The organism is Cellulomonas gilvus ATCC 13127, assembly GCF_000218545.1.
Classification (GTDB): domain Bacteria; phylum Actinomycetota; class Actinomycetes; order Actinomycetales; family Cellulomonadaceae; genus Cellulomonas; species Cellulomonas gilvus.
Window position 1 is genome coordinate 961,935 of record NC_015671.1, and the last position, 16,692, is coordinate 978,626.

Consider the following 16,692-nt stretch of genomic DNA (forward strand, 5'->3'; position numbering starts at 1 on the left):
CGCCCGAACGCCCGCAGGGCGCCACGAAGCGCCCGAACGACGGGGTGCGCGGGCACTAACGTCGTGACGCTGCGGTACCGATACCACATCTGAGTGCCCGAACGGGTGACATCAGGAGAACGAGGAGGCTGGGATGGCGGGGGTCGTGGTGTGCCACGCCTCGACGACGGTGCGGGAGCGCCTCGTCGTGACATCCATCGGCGTCCCGACGCTGAGCCCGGTGCGCGCTGCCGCCACGGTCGACGAGCTGCTGGCGCACGCGCGTCGCGTGCCGCCGACCGTCGTGCTGCTCGACGCGCACATCCCTGCGCCCGGTGCGGGGGAGGCGATCCGCCGGCTGCGCGCGGTCGCGCCCGGCGCCGCGGTCGTGGTGCTCGCCGCACCCGACGACTCGGCCGCGCTCGACCGCGCCCTGGCGCTCGGTGCCCGCGGCTTCCTGGCGCCCGACGTGGGTCGTGCCGAGCTGTCCGCGGTCGCCGCGCACGTGCTCGCCAGCCCCGTGCTGCCGGGTGCGAGCCGCCCCGTGGTGGACGTGCCGCGTCCCGTGCTGCCGTCGGCCATGGCCGCGGACGGCGCCGACCCGGCCCCGGCCGAGCCCGTCAAGCCCGCGGTCGCGCTCACCAAGCGCGAGATCGAGGTGCTCGTCGGCATGAGCAACGGGCGGTCCAACGCGCAGATCGGCGCCGAGCTGTTCCTGTCCGAGGACACGGTCAAGACGCATGCGCGTCGTCTGTTCCGCAAGCTCGGTGCGAACGACCGTGCGCAGGCCGTCGCGATCGGGCTCCGGGGCGGGCTGATCCGCTGACCCGCGCCGCCGCCGCGCGGCCGTCCCGCGCGCCGGACGGCGGCTCCGGGACGCTCGTCGGGCGACGTATCCTGACCGGATGACGGGACCCGACGCGCCGGCCGACCCCTTCGCCCGGATCGGCCTCACGTACGACGACGTCCTCCTGCTCCCCGGCGAGACGGACGTGATCCCCAGCGAGGTCGACACGACGTCGCGGCTCACGCGCGAGATCTCGGTGCGCGTGCCGCTGCTCTCGGCCGCGATGGACACCGTGACCGAGTCGCGCATGGCCATCGCGATGGCCCGGCAGGGCGGCGTCGGGATCCTGCACCGCAACCTGTCGATCGCCGACCAGGCGCACCAGGTGGACCGCGTCAAGCGCTCCGAGTCGGGCATGGTCACCGACCCGGTGACGGTCTCGCCCGACGCGACGCTCGCCGAGCTGGACGCGCTGTGCGGCACGTACCGGGTCTCGGGCCTGCCCGTGGTCGACGACGAGCGGCACCTGCTCGGGATCATCACCAACCGCGATCTGCGGTTCGTCCCCGCCGGCGAGTTCGAGACGCGTCGTGTGCGCGAGGTCATGACGCCCATGCCGCTGGTCACCGCACCCGTCGGCATCGACCGTGACGAGGCCGCGTCGCTGCTGGCCAAGCACAAGATCGAGAAGCTGCCGCTGGTCGACGACGCGGGCGTGCTGCGCGGGCTCATCACGGTCAAGGACTTCGTGAAGTCCGAGCAGTACCCGATGTCCACCAAGGACGGCGAGGGCCGGCTGGTCGTCGGTGCCGCGATCGGGTTCTTCGGGGACGCCTGGGAGCGTGCGACCGCGCTGGTGGAGGCGGGTGTGGACGTGCTGGTGGTGGACACCGCCAACGGCCACGCGCGACTCATGCTCGAGATGGTCCGTCGGCTCAAGACCGACCCCGGCACGCGGCACGTCCAGGTCATCGGCGGCAACGTCGCCACGCGCGAGGGTGCGCAGGCCCTGGTGGACGCGGGTGCCGACGCGGTCAAGGTGGGCGTCGGCCCGGGCTCGATCTGCACCACGCGCGTGGTCGCGGGGGTCGGCGTGCCGCAGGTGACCGCGATCCACGACGCGTCGCTCGCGTGCCGGCCCGCGGGTGTGCCGGTGATCGGCGACGGTGGCCTGCAGTACTCGGGCGACATCGCCAAGGCGCTCGTGGCCGGTGCGGACACCGTGATGCTCGGCTCGCTGCTGGCGGGCTGCGAGGAGTCGCCCGGCGACCTCGTGTTCGTCAACGGCAAGCAGTACAAGCACTACCGCGGCATGGGCTCGCTGGGCGCGATGGCCTCGCGCGGGCGCGTGTCCTACTCCAAGGACCGCTACTTCCAGGCGGACGTCTCCTCCGACGAGAAGATCGTCCCCGAGGGTATCGAGGGTCAGGTCCCGTACCGCGGACCGCTCGGTGCGGTGGCGCACCAGCTCATCGGCGGGCTGCACCAGTCGATGTTCTACGTCGGCGCGCACACGATCCCCGAGCTCCAGCAGCGCGGCAAGTTCATCCGGATCACCCCGGCGGGGCTCAAGGAGTCGCACCCGCACGACATCCAGATGACCGTCGAGGCGCCGAACTACTCCTCGGGTCGCTGACGCGCGGTCAGCCGTTCGGGGCCGTCACCGCGACCCCGCGCCGCGCGTCGTCGGCCGGCGCGGCGGTGAGCTGCGCCAGCCGCTCGGCCTCCTTGCGCCGGCGGTAGGCCTCGCGCCACGCGTGCACCGCGTCGACCTGCTGCGCATGCACCTCGGCCGCGGTGCGGGCCGCGAGGTCGGGGAACGCCTCGACCAGGCGTCCCAGCACGTCGAGCGTGGCGATCGTGTCCGCGTCGGCGGTGTGCAGCGTGCCCGTGGGCACGCCGTAGTGCGCGCACAGGTCCACCAGACGCCGCGGACCCGGGCGCGCGGGGTCCAGCATGCGGTCCAGCACCAGCGGGTCGAGCACGGGCGCGACAGCCGTGCCGAGCCGCTCCGGGAGCGTCGGCAGCGCGTGCCGGTGCAGCTCGGCGTCGAGGATCGCCAGGTCGTAGGACGCGTTGAACGCGACGAGCACGGCGCCGTGCGTGACGGCGTCGACCAGCGTGGCCGCGATCTGCTCGAGCCCCGCCGCGGGCGGCACGCCGTGCGCGCGGGCGTGCGCGCTGCTGACCCCGTGGATCGCCGAGGCCGCCTCGGGGATCTCGACCCCCGGGTCGATCAGCCACGTCCGGAAGCGCGTGCCGACCGCGTCCCGGCGCACCAGCGCCGCGGTGACGACCCGGTCGTGATCGACGTCGATCCCGGTCGTCTCCGTGTCCAGGCCCAGCAGGGGGCGTGCGGTCCAGCTCCTCATGGCGCGGCCAGCATCGCACCACCTGCCGACACGGCGGCGCAGGGCTCCGCGACCCGCCGGTAGCCTGGGGCGGTGAGCAACGAGATCGAGATCGGGCGCGGCAAGCGCGGGCGCCGCGCGTACTCCTTCGACGACATCGCGGTGGTGCCCTCGCGCCGCACGCGCGACCCGCAGGACGTCTCGGTCGGCTGGCAGATCGACGCCTACCACTTCGAGCTGCCCGTGGTCGCGGCCCCCATGGACTCGGTGATGAGCCCGGCCACGGCCGTGGCGCTCGGCCAGCTGGGCGGGCTGGGCGTGCTCGACCTCGAGGGCCTGTGGACCCGGTACGAGGACCCGACGCAGCACCTCACGGAGATCGCGGCGCTCGACCCGGCCCGCGCCACCGCGCGCATGCAGGAGATCTACTCCGCACCCATCCGGCCCGAGCTCATCACGGCCCGCCTGCAGGAGATCCGTGCGGCGGGTGTGACGGTCGCCGGCGCGCTCTCGCCGCAGCGCACGCAGGAGCACTGGCGCACGGTGGTCGACGCGGGCGTCGACCTGTTCGTCATCCGCGGGACCACGGTGTCCGCCGAGCACGTCTCGGGCAACGCCGAGCCGCTCAACCTCAAGCGCTTCATCTACGAGCTCGACGTCCCGGTGATCGTCGGCGGCGCCTCGACCTACACCGCGGCGCTGCACCTGATGCGCACGGGTGCGGCGGGTGTGCTCGTCGGGTTCGGCGGCGGCGCCGCGCACACCACGCGGCTCTCGCTGGGCATCCACGCGCCGATGGCCACCGCGGTGGCGGACGTCGCGGCGGCGCGGCGCGACTACCTCGACGAGTCCGGCGGCCGGTACGTGCACGTCATCGCCGACGGCGGCGTGGGCCACTCGGGCGACCTGGTCAAGGCCGTCGCGTGCGGCGCCGACGCGGTCATGCTGGGCGCCGCGCTCGCGCGCGCGCACGAGGCGCCGGGCCGGGGCTTCCACTGGGGCCCCGAGGCGCACCACCCGCACCTGCCGCGCGGCGAGCGCGTCGAGGTGGGCACGGCCGGCACGCTCGAGCAGATCCTGTTCGGCCCGGGTCACACCGCCGACGGGACGCTGAACCTCATCGGCGCGGTGCGTCGCGCGATGGCGACGACGGGCTACTCGGACCTCAAGGAGTTCCAGCGGGTCGAGGTCGTCGTCTCGCCGTACCAGCCGCGCTGAGCCTCAGGCGCGCGCCTCGTCGTCGCCGTCCAGGCTGTCGTCGAGGCGCGCGTACAGCAGCGCGTGCACCTTCTCCACGCCCGGGATGTCGTCGAACTCGAGCGGGTCGTCCGATGCGGACTCGATGATGAGCGTGCCCGTGCGCAGGATCCGGTCGACGAACCCGTGCCGGAACTGCACCGAGTTCACGCGCAGCAGCGGGATGTCGATCCCCGAGCGCGTGAACACGCCCTTGCGGAACATCACGCGGCGGTCGGTGATGACGAAGTGCGTGGTGCGCCACCTCACGAGCCGCGCGAGGAACCACACGAGAACCAGCAGCCACACGACGCCGGCGGCGACCGCGACGACGGGGCCCTCGGCACCGCGTGCGCCGTCCGTGCCCCACACGGCGGCCCACGCGCCCAGCGCGGTCACGACGAGCAGCAGCAGACCGGGCCCGATGAGCGCCTTGAGGTGCGGGTGGCGGTGCAGCACGACCTGCTCACCCGCGGTGAGCATCTCCTTGGGGTAGCCCACGACTTCTCCTCCTGCAGGTCAGCGACGCGTCATCGCGCAGCATCCCACGTCGCGACGCCACGCGGCACCGGGCGGGCTCACGCGAGCGTGCGGCTCGCGAGCTCGCGGCGGCGGCCGGTCACACCGTCACCCGCGTGGTGCCGGCCGATGGGCACGACGAGCGGCGCACCCGAGACCGGGTCGGGCACGACCTCGGCGCTCATCCCGAACACCTCGGCGACGAGCGCGGGCGTCACCACCTGGGCCGGGGCGCCCTGCGCCACGAGCCGCCCCTCGCGCAGCGCCACGAGGTGGTCGGTGTAGCGCGCCGCGAGGTTGAGGTCGTGCAGGACCATGACGATCGTCGTGCCCTGCGCGCGGTTGAGGTCCGTGAGCAGGTCGAGCACCTCGACCTGGTGCGCGACGTCGAGGAACGTCGTCGGCTCGTCCAGCAGGAGCACGTCGGTCTCCTGCGCGAGCGCCATCGCGATCCAGACGCGCTGCCGCTGCCCGCCCGAGAGCTCGTCGACCGGGCGGTCCGCCAGGTCGAGCGTGTCGGTCGCGCGCAGCGCGGACTCGACCGCGGCGTCGTCCTGCGGGGTCCAGCGCCGGAACCAGCCCTGGTGCGGGTAGCGGCCCCGGCCGACCAGGTCGGCGACCGCGATGCCCTCGGGGCTCACGGGCGTCTGGGGGAGCAGGCCCAGCACGGTGGCGACGTCGCGTGACGGGATCGAGTCGATGGGTGCGCCGTCGAGGAGCACCCGGCCGGCCTTGACCTTGAGCAGGCGGGCCATGGCCCGCAGCAGCGTCGACTTGCCGCACGCGTTGGCGCCGACGATCGTCGTGATCTTGCCGGCGGGGACCTCGAGCGTCATGTCGTGCACCACGACGCGGTCGTCGTAGCCGATCGTGGCCGCCTCGACCGCGAGCGTGTGCACCGCGTGCGTCGTCACAGACTTCCTCCGGAGCGGTTGGTCCTGGCCAGCAGCCAGAGCAGGTAGGGGGCGCCGAGCACGCCGGTGACGACGCCCACGGGGAAGCGGGCGGTCAGCAGGTGCTGGCCGACGAGGTCGCCCACCAGCACGAGCAGCGCACCGACCAGGCCGGCCGGCACCAGGAGCAGACCCGTGCCGCGCACCAGGCGGTGCGCGATGGGGCCGGCGAGGAACGCGACGAACGCGATCGGCCCGGTGACGGCCGTCGCCACGGCGATGAGCGCGACCGCGACCACGAGCAGCGTGAGGCGTGCGCGGTCCGGCCGCACGCCGAGCGCGGCCGCGGCGTCGTCGCCCAGCTGCAGCGCGGACAGTCGCCGCGAGAGCACCAGCAGGAGCGGGACGAGCACGGCCATCGCCGCGGCCAGCGGGCCGACGCCCGGCCAGAACGCCGAGTTGAGGCTCCCGGTCAGCCAGCGCAGGGCCTCGTTGGCGTCGTACACGCCCGCGCGCGTCATGGCGTAGCTGATCACCGAGTCGAGCATCGCACCCACGGCGATGCCGATGAGCACCAGCCGGGCGCCGTGCACGCCGCGTCGCCAGGACAGCGCGTAGATCGCGGCCGCGACGCCGATGCCGCACACCACCGCGAGCACCGACAGCGCGGGACCGGTGACGCCGAGCAGCGTGATGGCCAGGACGGCCGCCGCGCTCGAGCCCGCGCTGATGCCGATGATGTCCGGGCTCGCGAGCGGGTTGCGCAGCATCGTCTGGAACACCACGCCGCCCATGCCGAACGCGACGCCCACGAGCAGCCCCGTGAGCATGCGCGGCAGGCGCAGCGTCTCGACGGTGAACGTCGCGCCGGGGACCTGCTCGCCGAGCAGCACGCGCAGCACCTCGAGCGGGCTGTACGAGCGCTCGCCGACGCACAGGGTCACGACGACCACGACGAGCAGCAGCAGCGCGAGCCCGGTGAGCACGGCCCGGCGGCGGCGCAGCCGTGCGCGCCGGCCGGCGGCGACCGTGCCGACCGGTGCGGGACGATCGAGCGTCCTGGTCACAGCTCACGCACCTTCTGCCGGCGGATGATGGCGACGAAGACGGGTGCACCGATGATCGCGGTGACGATGCCGACCTCGATCTCCTGCGGCCGTGCGACCACGCGCCCCACGACGTCGGCGACCAGCAGGAGCGCCGCGCCGAGCGCCGCGGAGTACGGCAGCAGCCAGCGATGGCTCGGTCCCGTGAACGCGCGCGCCAGGTGCGGCATGACCAGGCCGACGAACGCGATGGGGCCCGCGACGGCCACGGCCGCGCCGCACAGCAGCACCGCGGCGAGCCCGCCGACCGCGCGCACGGTGCCGATCCGCTGCCCGAGCCCGGTGGCGACGTCGTCGCCGAGCGCGATGGCGTCCATGCCCCGTGCGCACCCGACCGCGAGCACGGCGCCGACCAGGAGGAACGGCAGCACCTGACCGATCGCGGGGAACGTCGCACGGCCGATCGACCCGACCTGCCAGAACCGGAACGTGTCGAGCACGTCGGTCCGCGTGAGCAGCACCATCGAGACCATCGAGACCAGCGCGGCGCTCGTCGCGGCCCCCGCGAGCGCGAGCTTGAGCGGCGTCGCACCCTCACGCCCCATCGAGCCGATGCCGTAGACCAGGAGCGACGCGACAGCGGCACCCAGGAACGCGACCCAGACGTACTGGGAGAGCGTCGAGAGCCCGAACCACGCGATGCCGAGCACGACGAACAGCGACGCACCCGAGCTCACGCCCAGCAGGCCCGGGTCGGCCAACGGGTTGCGCGTGAGGCCCTGCATGATCGCGCCGGCGAGCCCGAGCGCCGCGCCGACCAGCAGGCCGAGGACGGTGCGGGGCACGCGGGACTGCACCGCGGCCTGCGCGATGTCGTCGGTGTCGGGGTGCAGCACGCCCGCCACGACGTCGGCCCAGCCGACGACGCGCGAGCCGAACGCGAGGGACAGCACCACCGCGGCCGCCACGGCGGCGACGCACAGCAGCAGGCCGAGCGTGCGTCGGCGGCGCAGCGACGCCGGCCGCCCCAGGGTGGGGGCGGCCGGCGCGGCGGGAGAGGTGAGGGTCACCCGACCTTCTTGGCGGCGGCCTCGAACAGGTCGAGGTAGTCCTCGAGGACCCACGGCACCGACAGGACCGTGGGACCCGACGTCGCGGACGCGATCGGCGTGGCGTCCGGGACGACCACGACCGAGCCGCGCGCGACCGCGGGGATCTTGTTCAGCAGCGGGTCGGCCTGCAGCGTCGCGAGCGTCGTGTCGTCGCCGTAGGTGACCAGGATGTCGACGTCGGCGAGCGTGTCGGCCTGCTCGGCGGACAGGTTGACGAAGAACTGGTCGGTGTCGCCCGCGAGCTTCACCACCGAGGGCGCGTCCACCAGGCCGAGGTCGCCCGTGAGCTGCACGCGCGCGTCGAGCGGCGTGTAGATGCCGATCGTGCTCGGGTCCGCGGGGTCGATCCACGTGTACGCGATGGTCTTGCCCGCCACGTCCGGACGCTCGGCGAGCGCGGCCTCGATCTGGTCCTCCACGTCGGCGACGAGCGCCTTCGCCTCGGCCTCGAGGCCCAGCGCCGTACCGTCGATGACCGCCATGTCGCGCCAGTTCGTGCCCCACGCGAACTCGGGGTAGGACACGGTCGGAGCGATGCCCGACAGCGTCGTCCACTGCTCCTCGTCCAGGCCCGAGTAGGCCGCGAGGATCACGTCGGGCTCGGTGTTGGCGACGGCCTCGAACGGGATGCCGTCGGTCTCGTCGAACAGCACCGGCAGCGCGTCTCCCGTGGCGCCGAGCGCGGTGAGCGCCTCCGACGTCCAGGGCAGGATCCCGTCGGTGTCGTCGTCGCCGTACGTGGACTTCTGGATGCCGACGGGCACCACGCCGAGCGCGATCGGCACGTCGTGGTTGCCCCAGTTGACGGTCGCGACGTTCGTCGGCTTCTCGGGGACCGTGGTCTCGCCGAACGTGTTCTCGAGCGTGATCGGGAACTGCGCCGCGCTCTGGTCGGCCGTCGACGACGTGCCGTCGGACGGCGTGGCGCCGGGCTCGTCGGTGCCGCCAGAGCCGCAGGCGGTCAGGGCGAGCGCGGCGAGCGCGGCCACGGCGGCGAGTCGGGCGGGGCGCGCGGCGCGGCGGCGGGCGTGCGGGAGTGCGGAGCGCATGAGGGTCCTCACGACGGGGACGACGGGGAGACGACGGCAGCAGCCGTGCCGATCGGGCAGGCCCGATGAGGCAAGGCTCACCTTACCCACGAGCCACGGGTGCGCCAATGTCGTCCGGCTCACAGTCCGAACAGATGCCCATATTGCTTTGCTTGTGTCCGTATGGGTTGACATTGGTCCGACCTGATGTCACGCTCGTCACATGGGCCGGACCGCCGGCCGCGCGGCCCGCACCGGCGCCGCGGACGTCACGACACCGGAGTCGACGTGTACGCACCCGAGCGACACCAGCGCATCCTCGACATCGCCCGCGAGGCCGGGCGGGTCGACGTGGTCACGCTGGCCGCGCAGCTCGACGTCACGCCCGAGACCATCCGGCGGGACCTGACCGCGCTCGAGCGGCACGGCCTGGTCCGCCGGGTGCACGGCGGCGCGATCCCCGTGGAGCGGCTGGGCTTCGAGCCGGGCATCGCGCAGCGTGAGGGCGTCCTGGCGGGGGAGAAGGAGCGCATCGCGAAGGCCGCGCTCGACGAGCTGCCCGACGGCGGCTCGGTGATCCTGGACGCCGGGACGACGACCGTGCGCCTGGCCGAGATGCTCCCGCACGACCGCGACCTCACGGTCGTCACGCATGCGCTCCCGGTCGCCACGCTGCTCGCGGCCCGCAGCAACGTCACGCTGCACCTGGTGGGCGGCAACGTGCGCGGCCGGACGCTCGCCGCGGTCGGCCCGTGGGCGCTGCGCGAGCTCGCCGACATCCATGCGGACGTCGCGTTCGTCGGGACGAACGGGCTCAGCGTCGAGCGCGGGCTGTCCACGCCGGACGTCGCCGAGGCCGCGGTCAAGCGCGCGCTGGTCGAGGCCGCGCAGCGCACGGTCGTGCTCGCGGACCACTCCAAGCTCGGGCGCACCGACTTCGCGCACGTGGTCCCCGTGACCGCGCTCGACACGCTGATCACCGACACGGGCGCCGCCGACGAGCTGGTCGACGAGATCGAGGCGGCCGGGCTGCGGGTGGTGCGCGCATGATCGTCACGCTGACCCCCAGCCCGAGCCTCGACCGCACGCTCGAGCTCGACCACCTGGTCCGCGGCGAGGTGCTGCGCGCGAGCGCGGCCTACGTCCACGCGGGCGGCAAGGGCATCAACGTCACGCGTGCGCTGGTGCACCACGGCGTCGCGTCGTGCGCCGTCGTCCCGGTGGGCGGCGCCGAGGGAGCGCGTCTCGTCGCGCTGCTCGACGAGCGCGGCGTGCCCGTGCGGGCGGTGCCCGTGACCGGTGCGACGCGCACCAACATCACGCTCGCGGAGACCGACGGCACCACGACCAAGGTCAACGCGCCCGGCCCCGCGCTCTCGGCCGACGAGGTCGACGCGCTGCTCGCGGCGCTCGAGGCGACGCTCGGCGAGGCCGTCGCGGCGGCCCCGGACGCGCCCCACGCGCTCGTGGCGGCCGGCAGCCTGCCGCGCGGCGCGGGTGACGACCTGTTCGTCCACGTCGCCGCGATCGCCCGGCTGCACGGCGTGCCGTTCTCGCTCGACACGTCGGGAGAGCCGCTGCGCCGCGCGGTCGCCGCGGGCGGGCTGGACCTCGCCAAGCCCAACGACGACGAGCTCGCCGAGCTCGTGGGACGCGCGCTGCCCACGGTCGGCGACCTGATGGCCGCCGCACGCGAGGTGGTCGCGGCCGGCACGCGTCAGGTCCTGGTCTCGCTCGGCGCGCACGGTGCCCTGCTGGTCACCGCGCACGAGTCCTGGTGGGCCGGCGGTCCGCCGCTGGTCCCGCTGTCCACCGTCGGTGCGGGCGACACGACCCTCGCCGGCTTCCTGTCCGCTCCCGGTCCCGCACCGGAGCGCCTCCGCACGGCCGTCGCGTGGGGGCGCGCGGCCGTCCGCACCCCCGGCACCGCGGTGCCGGACCCGTCCGACATCGACACCGGCGCCGTCCGCGTCGTCGCGGAACCCGACCCCCACCTGTCCCCGAAGGAGCTGACGTGAGCACCCCGCTGATCACCCCCGGGCTCGTCGCCCTCGACCTGGTCGCCGCCGACCGGGACGAGGTCACGCGCCACCTTGCCGACCTCCTCGTGGCCGAGGGCCGCGTGACCGACGCGGCCGGCTTCCTGGACGACGTCCGGGCGCGCGAGGCCCAGATGCCGACCGGCATGCCCGGCGGCGTCGGCCTGCCGCATGCGCGCTCGGCGCACGTCACCGCCCCCAGCCTCGTCGTGGGCCGCCTCGCGCAGGGCGTCGACTGGGGTGCGCCCGACGGCCCCGCGACGCTCGTCTTCCTCATCGCGGCGCCCGCCACCGGCGACGCCGACCACCTGCAGATCCTCGCCGCGCTCGCGCGGCGCCTCGTCCACCAGTCCTTCCGCGACTCGCTCCGCGAGGCACCCGACGCGCAGACCGTCGCGGACGTCGTCACCCGAGAGGTCGTGCCCTCGTGAAGTTCGTCGCCGTCTCGTCGTGCCCCACGGGCATCGCGCACACGTACATGGCCGCCGAGGCCCTCGAGCAGGCCGGTGCGGCCGCGGGGCACCAGGTGGTCGTCGAGACCCAGGGTGCCGCGGGCTCGACCCCGATCGACCCCGCGGTCATCGCCGACGCCGACGGCGTCATCTACGCCGCCGACCTCGAGGTCAAGGACAAGGACCGGTTCGCCGGCAAGCCGTTCGTCGACGTGGGCGTCAAGAAGGCCGTGCACGACCCGAACGCCGTGGTCGCGGCGGCCGTCGCGGCCGTCGAGAGCGCGCGCGCCGCGGGCGTGCCCACCGGGCCCGTGGCGCCCGCGGCCCCCGTCACGAAGGTGGACACCAACGCCGGGGCCGGCACGCGCATCCGGCAGTGGCTCATGACGGGCGTGTCCTACATGATCCCGTTCGTCGCCGCCGGCGGCATCCTCATCGCGCTCGGATTCATGCTCGCGGGCGTCGCGTGGCCCGGTGGCGAGGGCGCCGTCGAGGTCACCAAGATCCCGCTCGCGGACCTGGTCGCGGGCTTCGACCCGCTCTCGCTGCAGCACTGGTCGGCGGTCCTGTTCCAGACCGGCGCGCTCGCATTCGGCTTCCTGGTGCCCGTGCTGTCCGGCTTCATCGCGTACGCGATCGCCGACCGACCCGGTCTGGTGCCGGGCTTCGTCGGCGGTGCGGCGTCCGTCGCCGTGGGCGCCGGGTTCCTGGGCGGCCTGGTGACGGGCTTCCTGGCCGGTGGTGTCGCGCTGTGGATCAGCCGCTGGAAGGTCGCCAAGGGAGTGCGCGGCGTGATGCCGGTCGTCGTGGTGCCGCTGCTGTCCTCGCTGGTGGTCGGCGTCGTGATGCTGGTGCTCATCGGCAAGCCGATCGCGAGCGCGATGACGTCGCTCACCGACTGGCTCACGGGCCTGTCGGGTGCCAACGCGATCCTGCTGGGCGCGCTGCTCGGCGCGATGATGGGCTTCGACCTGGGCGGTCCCGTCAACAAGGTCGCGTACACGTTCGCGGTCACCGGGCTGTCCGTGCAGGGCCTGGCGGACGACGCGACGCAGTTCAAGATCATGGCCGCGGTCATGGCCGCCGGCATGGTCGCGCCGCTCGCGATGGCGCTCGCCACCGTGGTCCGCAAGAACCTGTTCACGCACTCCGAGCAGGAGAACGGCAAGGCGGCGTGGCTGCTCGGCGCATCCTTCATCTCCGAGGGCGCCATCCCGTTCGCGGCCGCCGACCCGTGGCGCGTCATCGTGTCCTCGGTCGTGGGCTCGAGCGCCGCCGGTGCCGTCTCCATGGCGCTGGGTGCGGGCGTCCGTGCACCGCACGGCGGCATCTGGGTGCTGCCGCTCATGTCCACCTTCTGGGCGTTCGTCGTCGCGATCGTCGTCGGCACGGTCATCACGGCCGGCCTGGTGATCGCCCTCAAGAGCATGCGTCCGAGCCCCGTCGTCGCCGCCGAGCAGCGCGCCGACGCCGCGCTCGCGGCCTGATCCCACCCCGTCGAGGAGAGAGACCCTCATGGCTCAGCGCACCGTCACCATCGCCTCCCGCGTCGGCCTGCACGCGCGTCCCGCGATGCTGTTCACGCAGGCCGTCGCCGCGAGCGGCGTGCCCGTCACGATCGCCCGTCCGGGCGACGAGCCGGTGGACGCCGGCAGCATCCTGTACGTCATGGGCCTCGGTGTGGCCTCGGGCGAGCAGGTGGTGCTCGAGGCCGACGGCCCCGACGCCGAGACCGTCCTGGACGAGCTCGTCGGGCTGCTGTCGACCGACCTGGACGCGCCGGAGGCGTCGTGACCACCCCCACACCGGCCCGGCCGGGCACGGCCCGCGCGGGCGACGTCCTGCACGGGGTGGGCGTCGGGCGGCGCGGAGCCGTCGGGCCGGTGGCCCGCGTGCACGCGCTGCCGACGCTCGACCCCGAGGCGCCGCTGCTGGTCGACGGCCGGCCCGCGACGCCCGAGCAGGCGCACGCGGCGCTCGAGCGGGCGTTCGACGAGGTCGCGGCGGCCCTCACCGAGCAGGCGGAGCGGGCCACCGACACGGTGCGTGAGGTGCTCGCGGCGACGGCCCAGATGGCCGCCGACCGGGCGCTGCGCACGCAGACGCTCGCCCGCGTCGACGCGGGGGAGCCCGTGGTCCGCGCGCTCGACGCGGTCGTGGGGCAGTTCGCGACGATGTTCGTGGCCGCGGGTGGCTACCTCGCCGAACGTGTCACCGACCTGCGCTCGGTGCGGGACCGCGTGGTCGCACGCGCGCTCGGGCTGCCCGCACCGGGCGTGCCCGAGCTGCGCGAGCCGTCCGTGGTGGTCGCGGTCGACCTGGCGCCCGCGGACACCGCGGCGCTCGACCTCGACCACGTGCTGGCGATCGTCACCGAGCAGGGCGGCCCCACGGGTCACACCGCGATCATCGCGGGCCAGCTGGGGCTGCCGTGCCTGGTCCGGGTCGCGGGTGTCACGGAGCTGGCGGACGGCACCGTCGTCGCGGTGGACGCCGCGTCCGGGACGGTGGTCGTGGACCCCGACGACGACGTGCGCTCCGAGCTCGAGGCGCGCTCGCGGGCCGAGCACGCGCTCGCGGCCGACACCGCACCGGGTGCCACGCGGGACGGCCACCCCGTCGCGCTGCTCGCGAACATCGGCACCGCGGCGGACGCCGAGCGTGTCGCGCCGGGCGCCGCGCAGGGCGTCGGGCTGTTCCGCACCGAGGTGCTGTTCCTCGAGCGGTCCACCGAGCCGACCGTGGCCGAGCAGGCCCAGACGTACGGCCGGGCGCTCACCGCGCTGGGCGGCCGCAAGGTCGTCGTCCGGACGCTCGACGCGGGCGCCGACAAGCCCCTGGCGTTCGCGACCCAGCCCGACGAGGAGAACCCCGCGCTGGGCGTGCGCGGGTTCCGCCTGGTGCGCAGCAACCCCGATCTGGTCGAGCACCAGCTCGAGGCGCTGGCCCGTGCGCAGGCGGAGACCGGGGTCGAGCCGTGGGTCATGGCGCCGATGGTCGCCACGCCCGACGAGGCGCGCGACTTCGCGTCGCGCGCGCGTGCGCACGGCCTGACGACCGTGGGCGTCATGGTCGAGGTCCCCGCGGCCGCGCTGCGGGCCCGCGAGATCCTCGCGGAGGTCGACTTCGTCTCGCTCGGCACCAACGACCTCGCGCAGTACACGATGGCCACCGACCGGCTCCGCGGCGAGCTCGCGGACCTGCTGGACCCGTGGCAGCCCGCGGTGCTCGAGCTGGTCGCGGCCACCGCACGCGCGGGCACCGCGCTCGGCAAGCCCGTGGGTGTGTGCGGCGAGTCGGCGTCCGACCCGCTCATGGCGCTCGTGCTGGTCGGCCTCGGCGTCACGAGCCTGTCGATGGCGCCCTCGGCGATCCCGGCCGTGCGGTACGCCGTGCGCGCGCACACGGCCGACCAGTGCGCGGCGATCGCCGCGGCCGCGCTCGGCGCCGGCTCGGCGCAGTCCGCGCGCGCCACGGTGCTCGCGCAGCTCGACCCGGGTGTGCGCGTGACCCTGGGCGTCTGACCCCCGCGGGGCGCACCGGGCCGAGCTCCCCCCGGCTCGGTGCGCCCCGCGGGTGCGACAGGCCGTCCGCGTACGCTGACCGCATGGCGAACGACCACGGCCCGCACGCCGAGCTCTTCGACCCCGAGACCGACCCCCTGGCCACGTACGTCCTGGAACCCGAGGACGTCGCCACGCTGCTGGCGCGGGTCGTGAGCTCACCGGGCGCGGCGACGACGACCTCGCACGCCCCGTTCACGGGCGCCCCGATCGCGGCCGTGCCGCAGTCGACCGTGCAGGACGTGGCGCGCGCCGCGCGCCAGGCCCGCGCGGCGCAGCGGCTGTGGTCCGCGCAGCCCGTGCGTGAGCGCGCCGCGGTGCTCTCGCGCCTGCACGACCTGCTGCTGGAGCGGCAGTCCGACGTGCTGGACCTCATCCAGCTCGAGACCGGCAAGGCCCGCGTCTCGGCGTTCGAGGAGGTCGCGGACATCGCGCAGGTCGCGCGGCACTACGCCGTGCGTGCGCGGCGCTACCTCGCGCCGCGGCGCGTCGCGGGCCTCGTGCCCGGGCTCACGGACGTGCGCGTGCTGCGGCACCCGGTCGGCGTCGTGGGGATCGTCGCGCCCTGGAACTTCCCGCTCACGCTCACGCTGGGCGACGTGCTGCCCGCGCTCGTCGCGGGCAACGCGGTGCTGCTGCGCCCCGACCCCCAGACCGCGCTGACGTCGCTGTGGGCCGCCGAGCTGCTCGAGGACGCGGGGCTGCCCGCGGGTGTGCTGCAGGTCGTCGTGGGCGACGGTCCGACCGTCGGCGGTGCCGTGATCGAGCACAGCGACCACGTGAGCTTCACCGGGTCGACCCGGACGGGCCGTGCCGTCGCCGCAGCGGCGGGGGAGCGGCTCGTGCCCGCGACGCTCGAGCTCGGCGGCAAGAACGCGATGTACGTCGCGCCCGACGTCGACGTCGAGACCGCGGCCGAGGGCGCCGTCCGCGCGTGCTTCGTGGGCGCGGGGCAGGTGTGCGTGAGCATCGAGCGCATCTACGTGCACCGCGACGTGCTGGACGACTTCACCGAGGCGTTCGCGCGGCGCACGCGCGCGCTGCGGCTCGGCGCGGGCCTGGACTACCGGGCCGACGTCGGTTCGCTCACGTCCGCGGCCCAGCTCGCGACGGTCGTCGAGCACGTCGAGGACGCGATCGGGCACGGCGCCCGCGTCCTGGCCGGCGGCGTGCACCGCAGCGACCTGGGTCCGTGGTTCTACGAGCCGACCATCCTGCTCGACGTGCCGCCCCAGGCGCGCCTGTTCCGCGAGGAGACGTTCGGGCCCGTCGTCTCGCTGTACCCCGTGGCGTCCGACGACGAGGCCGTGGCCGCGATGAACGACACCGAGTTCGGGCTCAACGCGAGCATCTGGACCGCCGACGCGCGCCGGGGTGCCGCGCTCGCGCGCCGCGTGCACGCGGGCTCGGTCAACGTCAACGAGGGCTACGTGGCCACGTGGGCGTCCGTGGGCGCGCCGCAGGGCGGCTGGGGGTCGTCCGGCATCGGCGTCCGGCACGGACGCGAGGGTCTCTGGGAGACCACCCGCCTGCAGACCGTCGCCGTGCAGCACGGCACGCACGGTGCGCTCGGGCTGCCGCCCGCGGGCCTGCGCCGCCTGTTCGAGCTGGGCACCGACGTGTGGCCCGAGGTCTACACGCAGCTGCTGCGCGCCATGAAGGCCGCGCGCCTGCCCTGACGCACGCG

16 protein-coding genes are annotated in these 16,692 nt (G+C 74.6%); 10 read left to right on the plus strand and 6 right to left on the minus strand.

The genetic code is table 11. The features are described 5' to 3' along the window. The first annotated feature begins 133 nt into the window (after positions 1-133). On the plus strand, positions 134-805 hold the full coding sequence (locus CELGI_RS04500; RefSeq protein ID WP_013882922.1) for a helix-turn-helix transcriptional regulator: 672 nt from the start codon (positions 134-136) through the stop codon (positions 803-805). Positions 806-884: 79 nt separating this feature from the next. After that, positions 885-2,402: an IMP dehydrogenase gene (guaB, locus tag CELGI_RS04505; RefSeq protein WP_013882923.1), complete on the plus strand. Its 1,518-nt coding sequence runs from the start codon at positions 885-887 to the stop codon at positions 2,400-2,402. Between the two features lie 7 nt (positions 2,403-2,409). Here the strand turns inward: guaB and CELGI_RS04510 are convergent, their stop codons facing one another. After that, positions 2,410-3,138 (minus strand): exonuclease domain-containing protein, encoded by a 729-nt coding sequence (locus CELGI_RS04510; protein WP_013882924.1) that lies wholly within the window; start codon positions 3,136-3,138, stop codon positions 2,410-2,412. Between the two features lie 72 nt (positions 3,139-3,210). On the opposite strand from CELGI_RS04510, the gene CELGI_RS04515 reads away from it, so the two are divergent. Continuing rightward, positions 3,211-4,335, plus strand: a complete 1,125-nt coding sequence (locus tag CELGI_RS04515) for a GuaB3 family IMP dehydrogenase-related protein (RefSeq protein WP_013882925.1) — start codon at positions 3,211-3,213, stop codon at positions 4,333-4,335. A 3-nt stretch (positions 4,336-4,338) separates the two neighbouring features. Here the strand turns inward: CELGI_RS04515 and CELGI_RS04520 are convergent, their stop codons facing one another. From CELGI_RS04520 to CELGI_RS04540, 5 genes are all read right to left on the minus strand, one after another. Beyond that, a complete protein-coding gene (locus CELGI_RS04520) occupies positions 4,339-4,854 on the minus strand; it encodes a PH domain-containing protein (protein WP_013882926.1) in 516 nt (171 codons plus the stop codon). Positions 4,855-4,931: 77 nt separating this feature from the next. Then, entirely contained in the window at positions 4,932-5,786 is an 855-nt protein-coding gene (locus CELGI_RS04525; protein ID WP_013882927.1) for an ABC transporter ATP-binding protein, read from the minus strand. Beyond that, on the minus strand, positions 5,783-6,832 hold the full coding sequence (locus CELGI_RS04530; protein ID WP_013882928.1) for a FecCD family ABC transporter permease: 1,050 nt from the start codon (positions 6,830-6,832) through the stop codon (positions 5,783-5,785). The genes CELGI_RS04525 and CELGI_RS04530 overlap by 4 nt, the downstream gene beginning before the upstream one ends. Then, positions 6,829-7,881, minus strand: a complete 1,053-nt coding sequence (locus CELGI_RS04535) for a FecCD family ABC transporter permease (protein WP_013882929.1) — start codon at positions 7,879-7,881, stop codon at positions 6,829-6,831. Before CELGI_RS04535 ends, CELGI_RS04530 begins: the two co-directional genes overlap by 4 nt. Further along, the gene (locus CELGI_RS04540; protein ID WP_013882930.1) at positions 7,878-8,972 is read right to left on the minus strand and encodes an iron-siderophore ABC transporter substrate-binding protein; all 1,095 of its coding nucleotides are present in this window, start codon (positions 8,970-8,972) and stop codon (positions 7,878-7,880) included. Before CELGI_RS04540 ends, CELGI_RS04535 begins: the two co-directional genes overlap by 4 nt. A 267-nt stretch (positions 8,973-9,239) precedes the next feature. On the opposite strand from CELGI_RS04540, the gene CELGI_RS04545 reads away from it, so the two are divergent. The 7 genes from CELGI_RS04545 to CELGI_RS04575 all read left to right on the plus strand — a co-directional run bounded on the left by CELGI_RS04545 (position 9,240) and on the right by CELGI_RS04575 (position 16,684). Continuing rightward, positions 9,240-10,001 carry a DeoR/GlpR family DNA-binding transcription regulator gene (locus tag CELGI_RS04545; protein ID WP_013882931.1) on the plus strand — a complete coding sequence of 254 codons (762 nt, stop codon included), beginning with the start codon at positions 9,240-9,242 and terminating at the stop codon, positions 9,999-10,001. Next, positions 9,998-10,969 carry a 1-phosphofructokinase gene (gene pfkB / locus CELGI_RS04550; protein ID WP_013882932.1) on the plus strand — a complete coding sequence of 324 codons (972 nt, stop codon included), beginning with the start codon at positions 9,998-10,000 and terminating at the stop codon, positions 10,967-10,969. The genes CELGI_RS04545 and pfkB overlap by 4 nt, the downstream gene beginning before the upstream one ends. Then, positions 10,966-11,421, plus strand: coding sequence for a PTS sugar transporter subunit IIA (locus CELGI_RS04555; protein ID WP_013882933.1), 456 nt, complete (start codon positions 10,966-10,968; stop codon positions 11,419-11,421). The genes pfkB and CELGI_RS04555 overlap by 4 nt, the downstream gene beginning before the upstream one ends. Then, positions 11,418-12,929: a PTS fructose transporter subunit IIC gene (locus tag CELGI_RS04560; RefSeq protein ID WP_013882934.1), complete on the plus strand. Its 1,512-nt coding sequence runs from the start codon at positions 11,418-11,420 to the stop codon at positions 12,927-12,929. Before CELGI_RS04555 ends, CELGI_RS04560 begins: the two co-directional genes overlap by 4 nt. A 28-nt stretch (positions 12,930-12,957) precedes the next feature. Beyond that, positions 12,958-13,236 (plus strand): HPr family phosphocarrier protein, encoded by a 279-nt coding sequence (locus tag CELGI_RS04565; RefSeq protein WP_013882935.1) that lies wholly within the window; start codon positions 12,958-12,960, stop codon positions 13,234-13,236. Further along, the gene (gene ptsP, locus CELGI_RS04570; RefSeq protein WP_013882936.1) at positions 13,233-14,966 is read left to right on the plus strand and encodes a phosphoenolpyruvate--protein phosphotransferase; all 1,734 of its coding nucleotides are present in this window, start codon (positions 13,233-13,235) and stop codon (positions 14,964-14,966) included. The genes CELGI_RS04565 and ptsP overlap by 4 nt, the downstream gene beginning before the upstream one ends. 83 nt (positions 14,967-15,049) lie before the next feature. Next, on the plus strand, positions 15,050-16,684 hold the full coding sequence (locus CELGI_RS04575) for a succinic semialdehyde dehydrogenase (RefSeq protein ID WP_013882937.1): 1,635 nt from the start codon (positions 15,050-15,052) through the stop codon (positions 16,682-16,684). Positions 16,685-16,692: the final 8 nt, after the last annotated feature.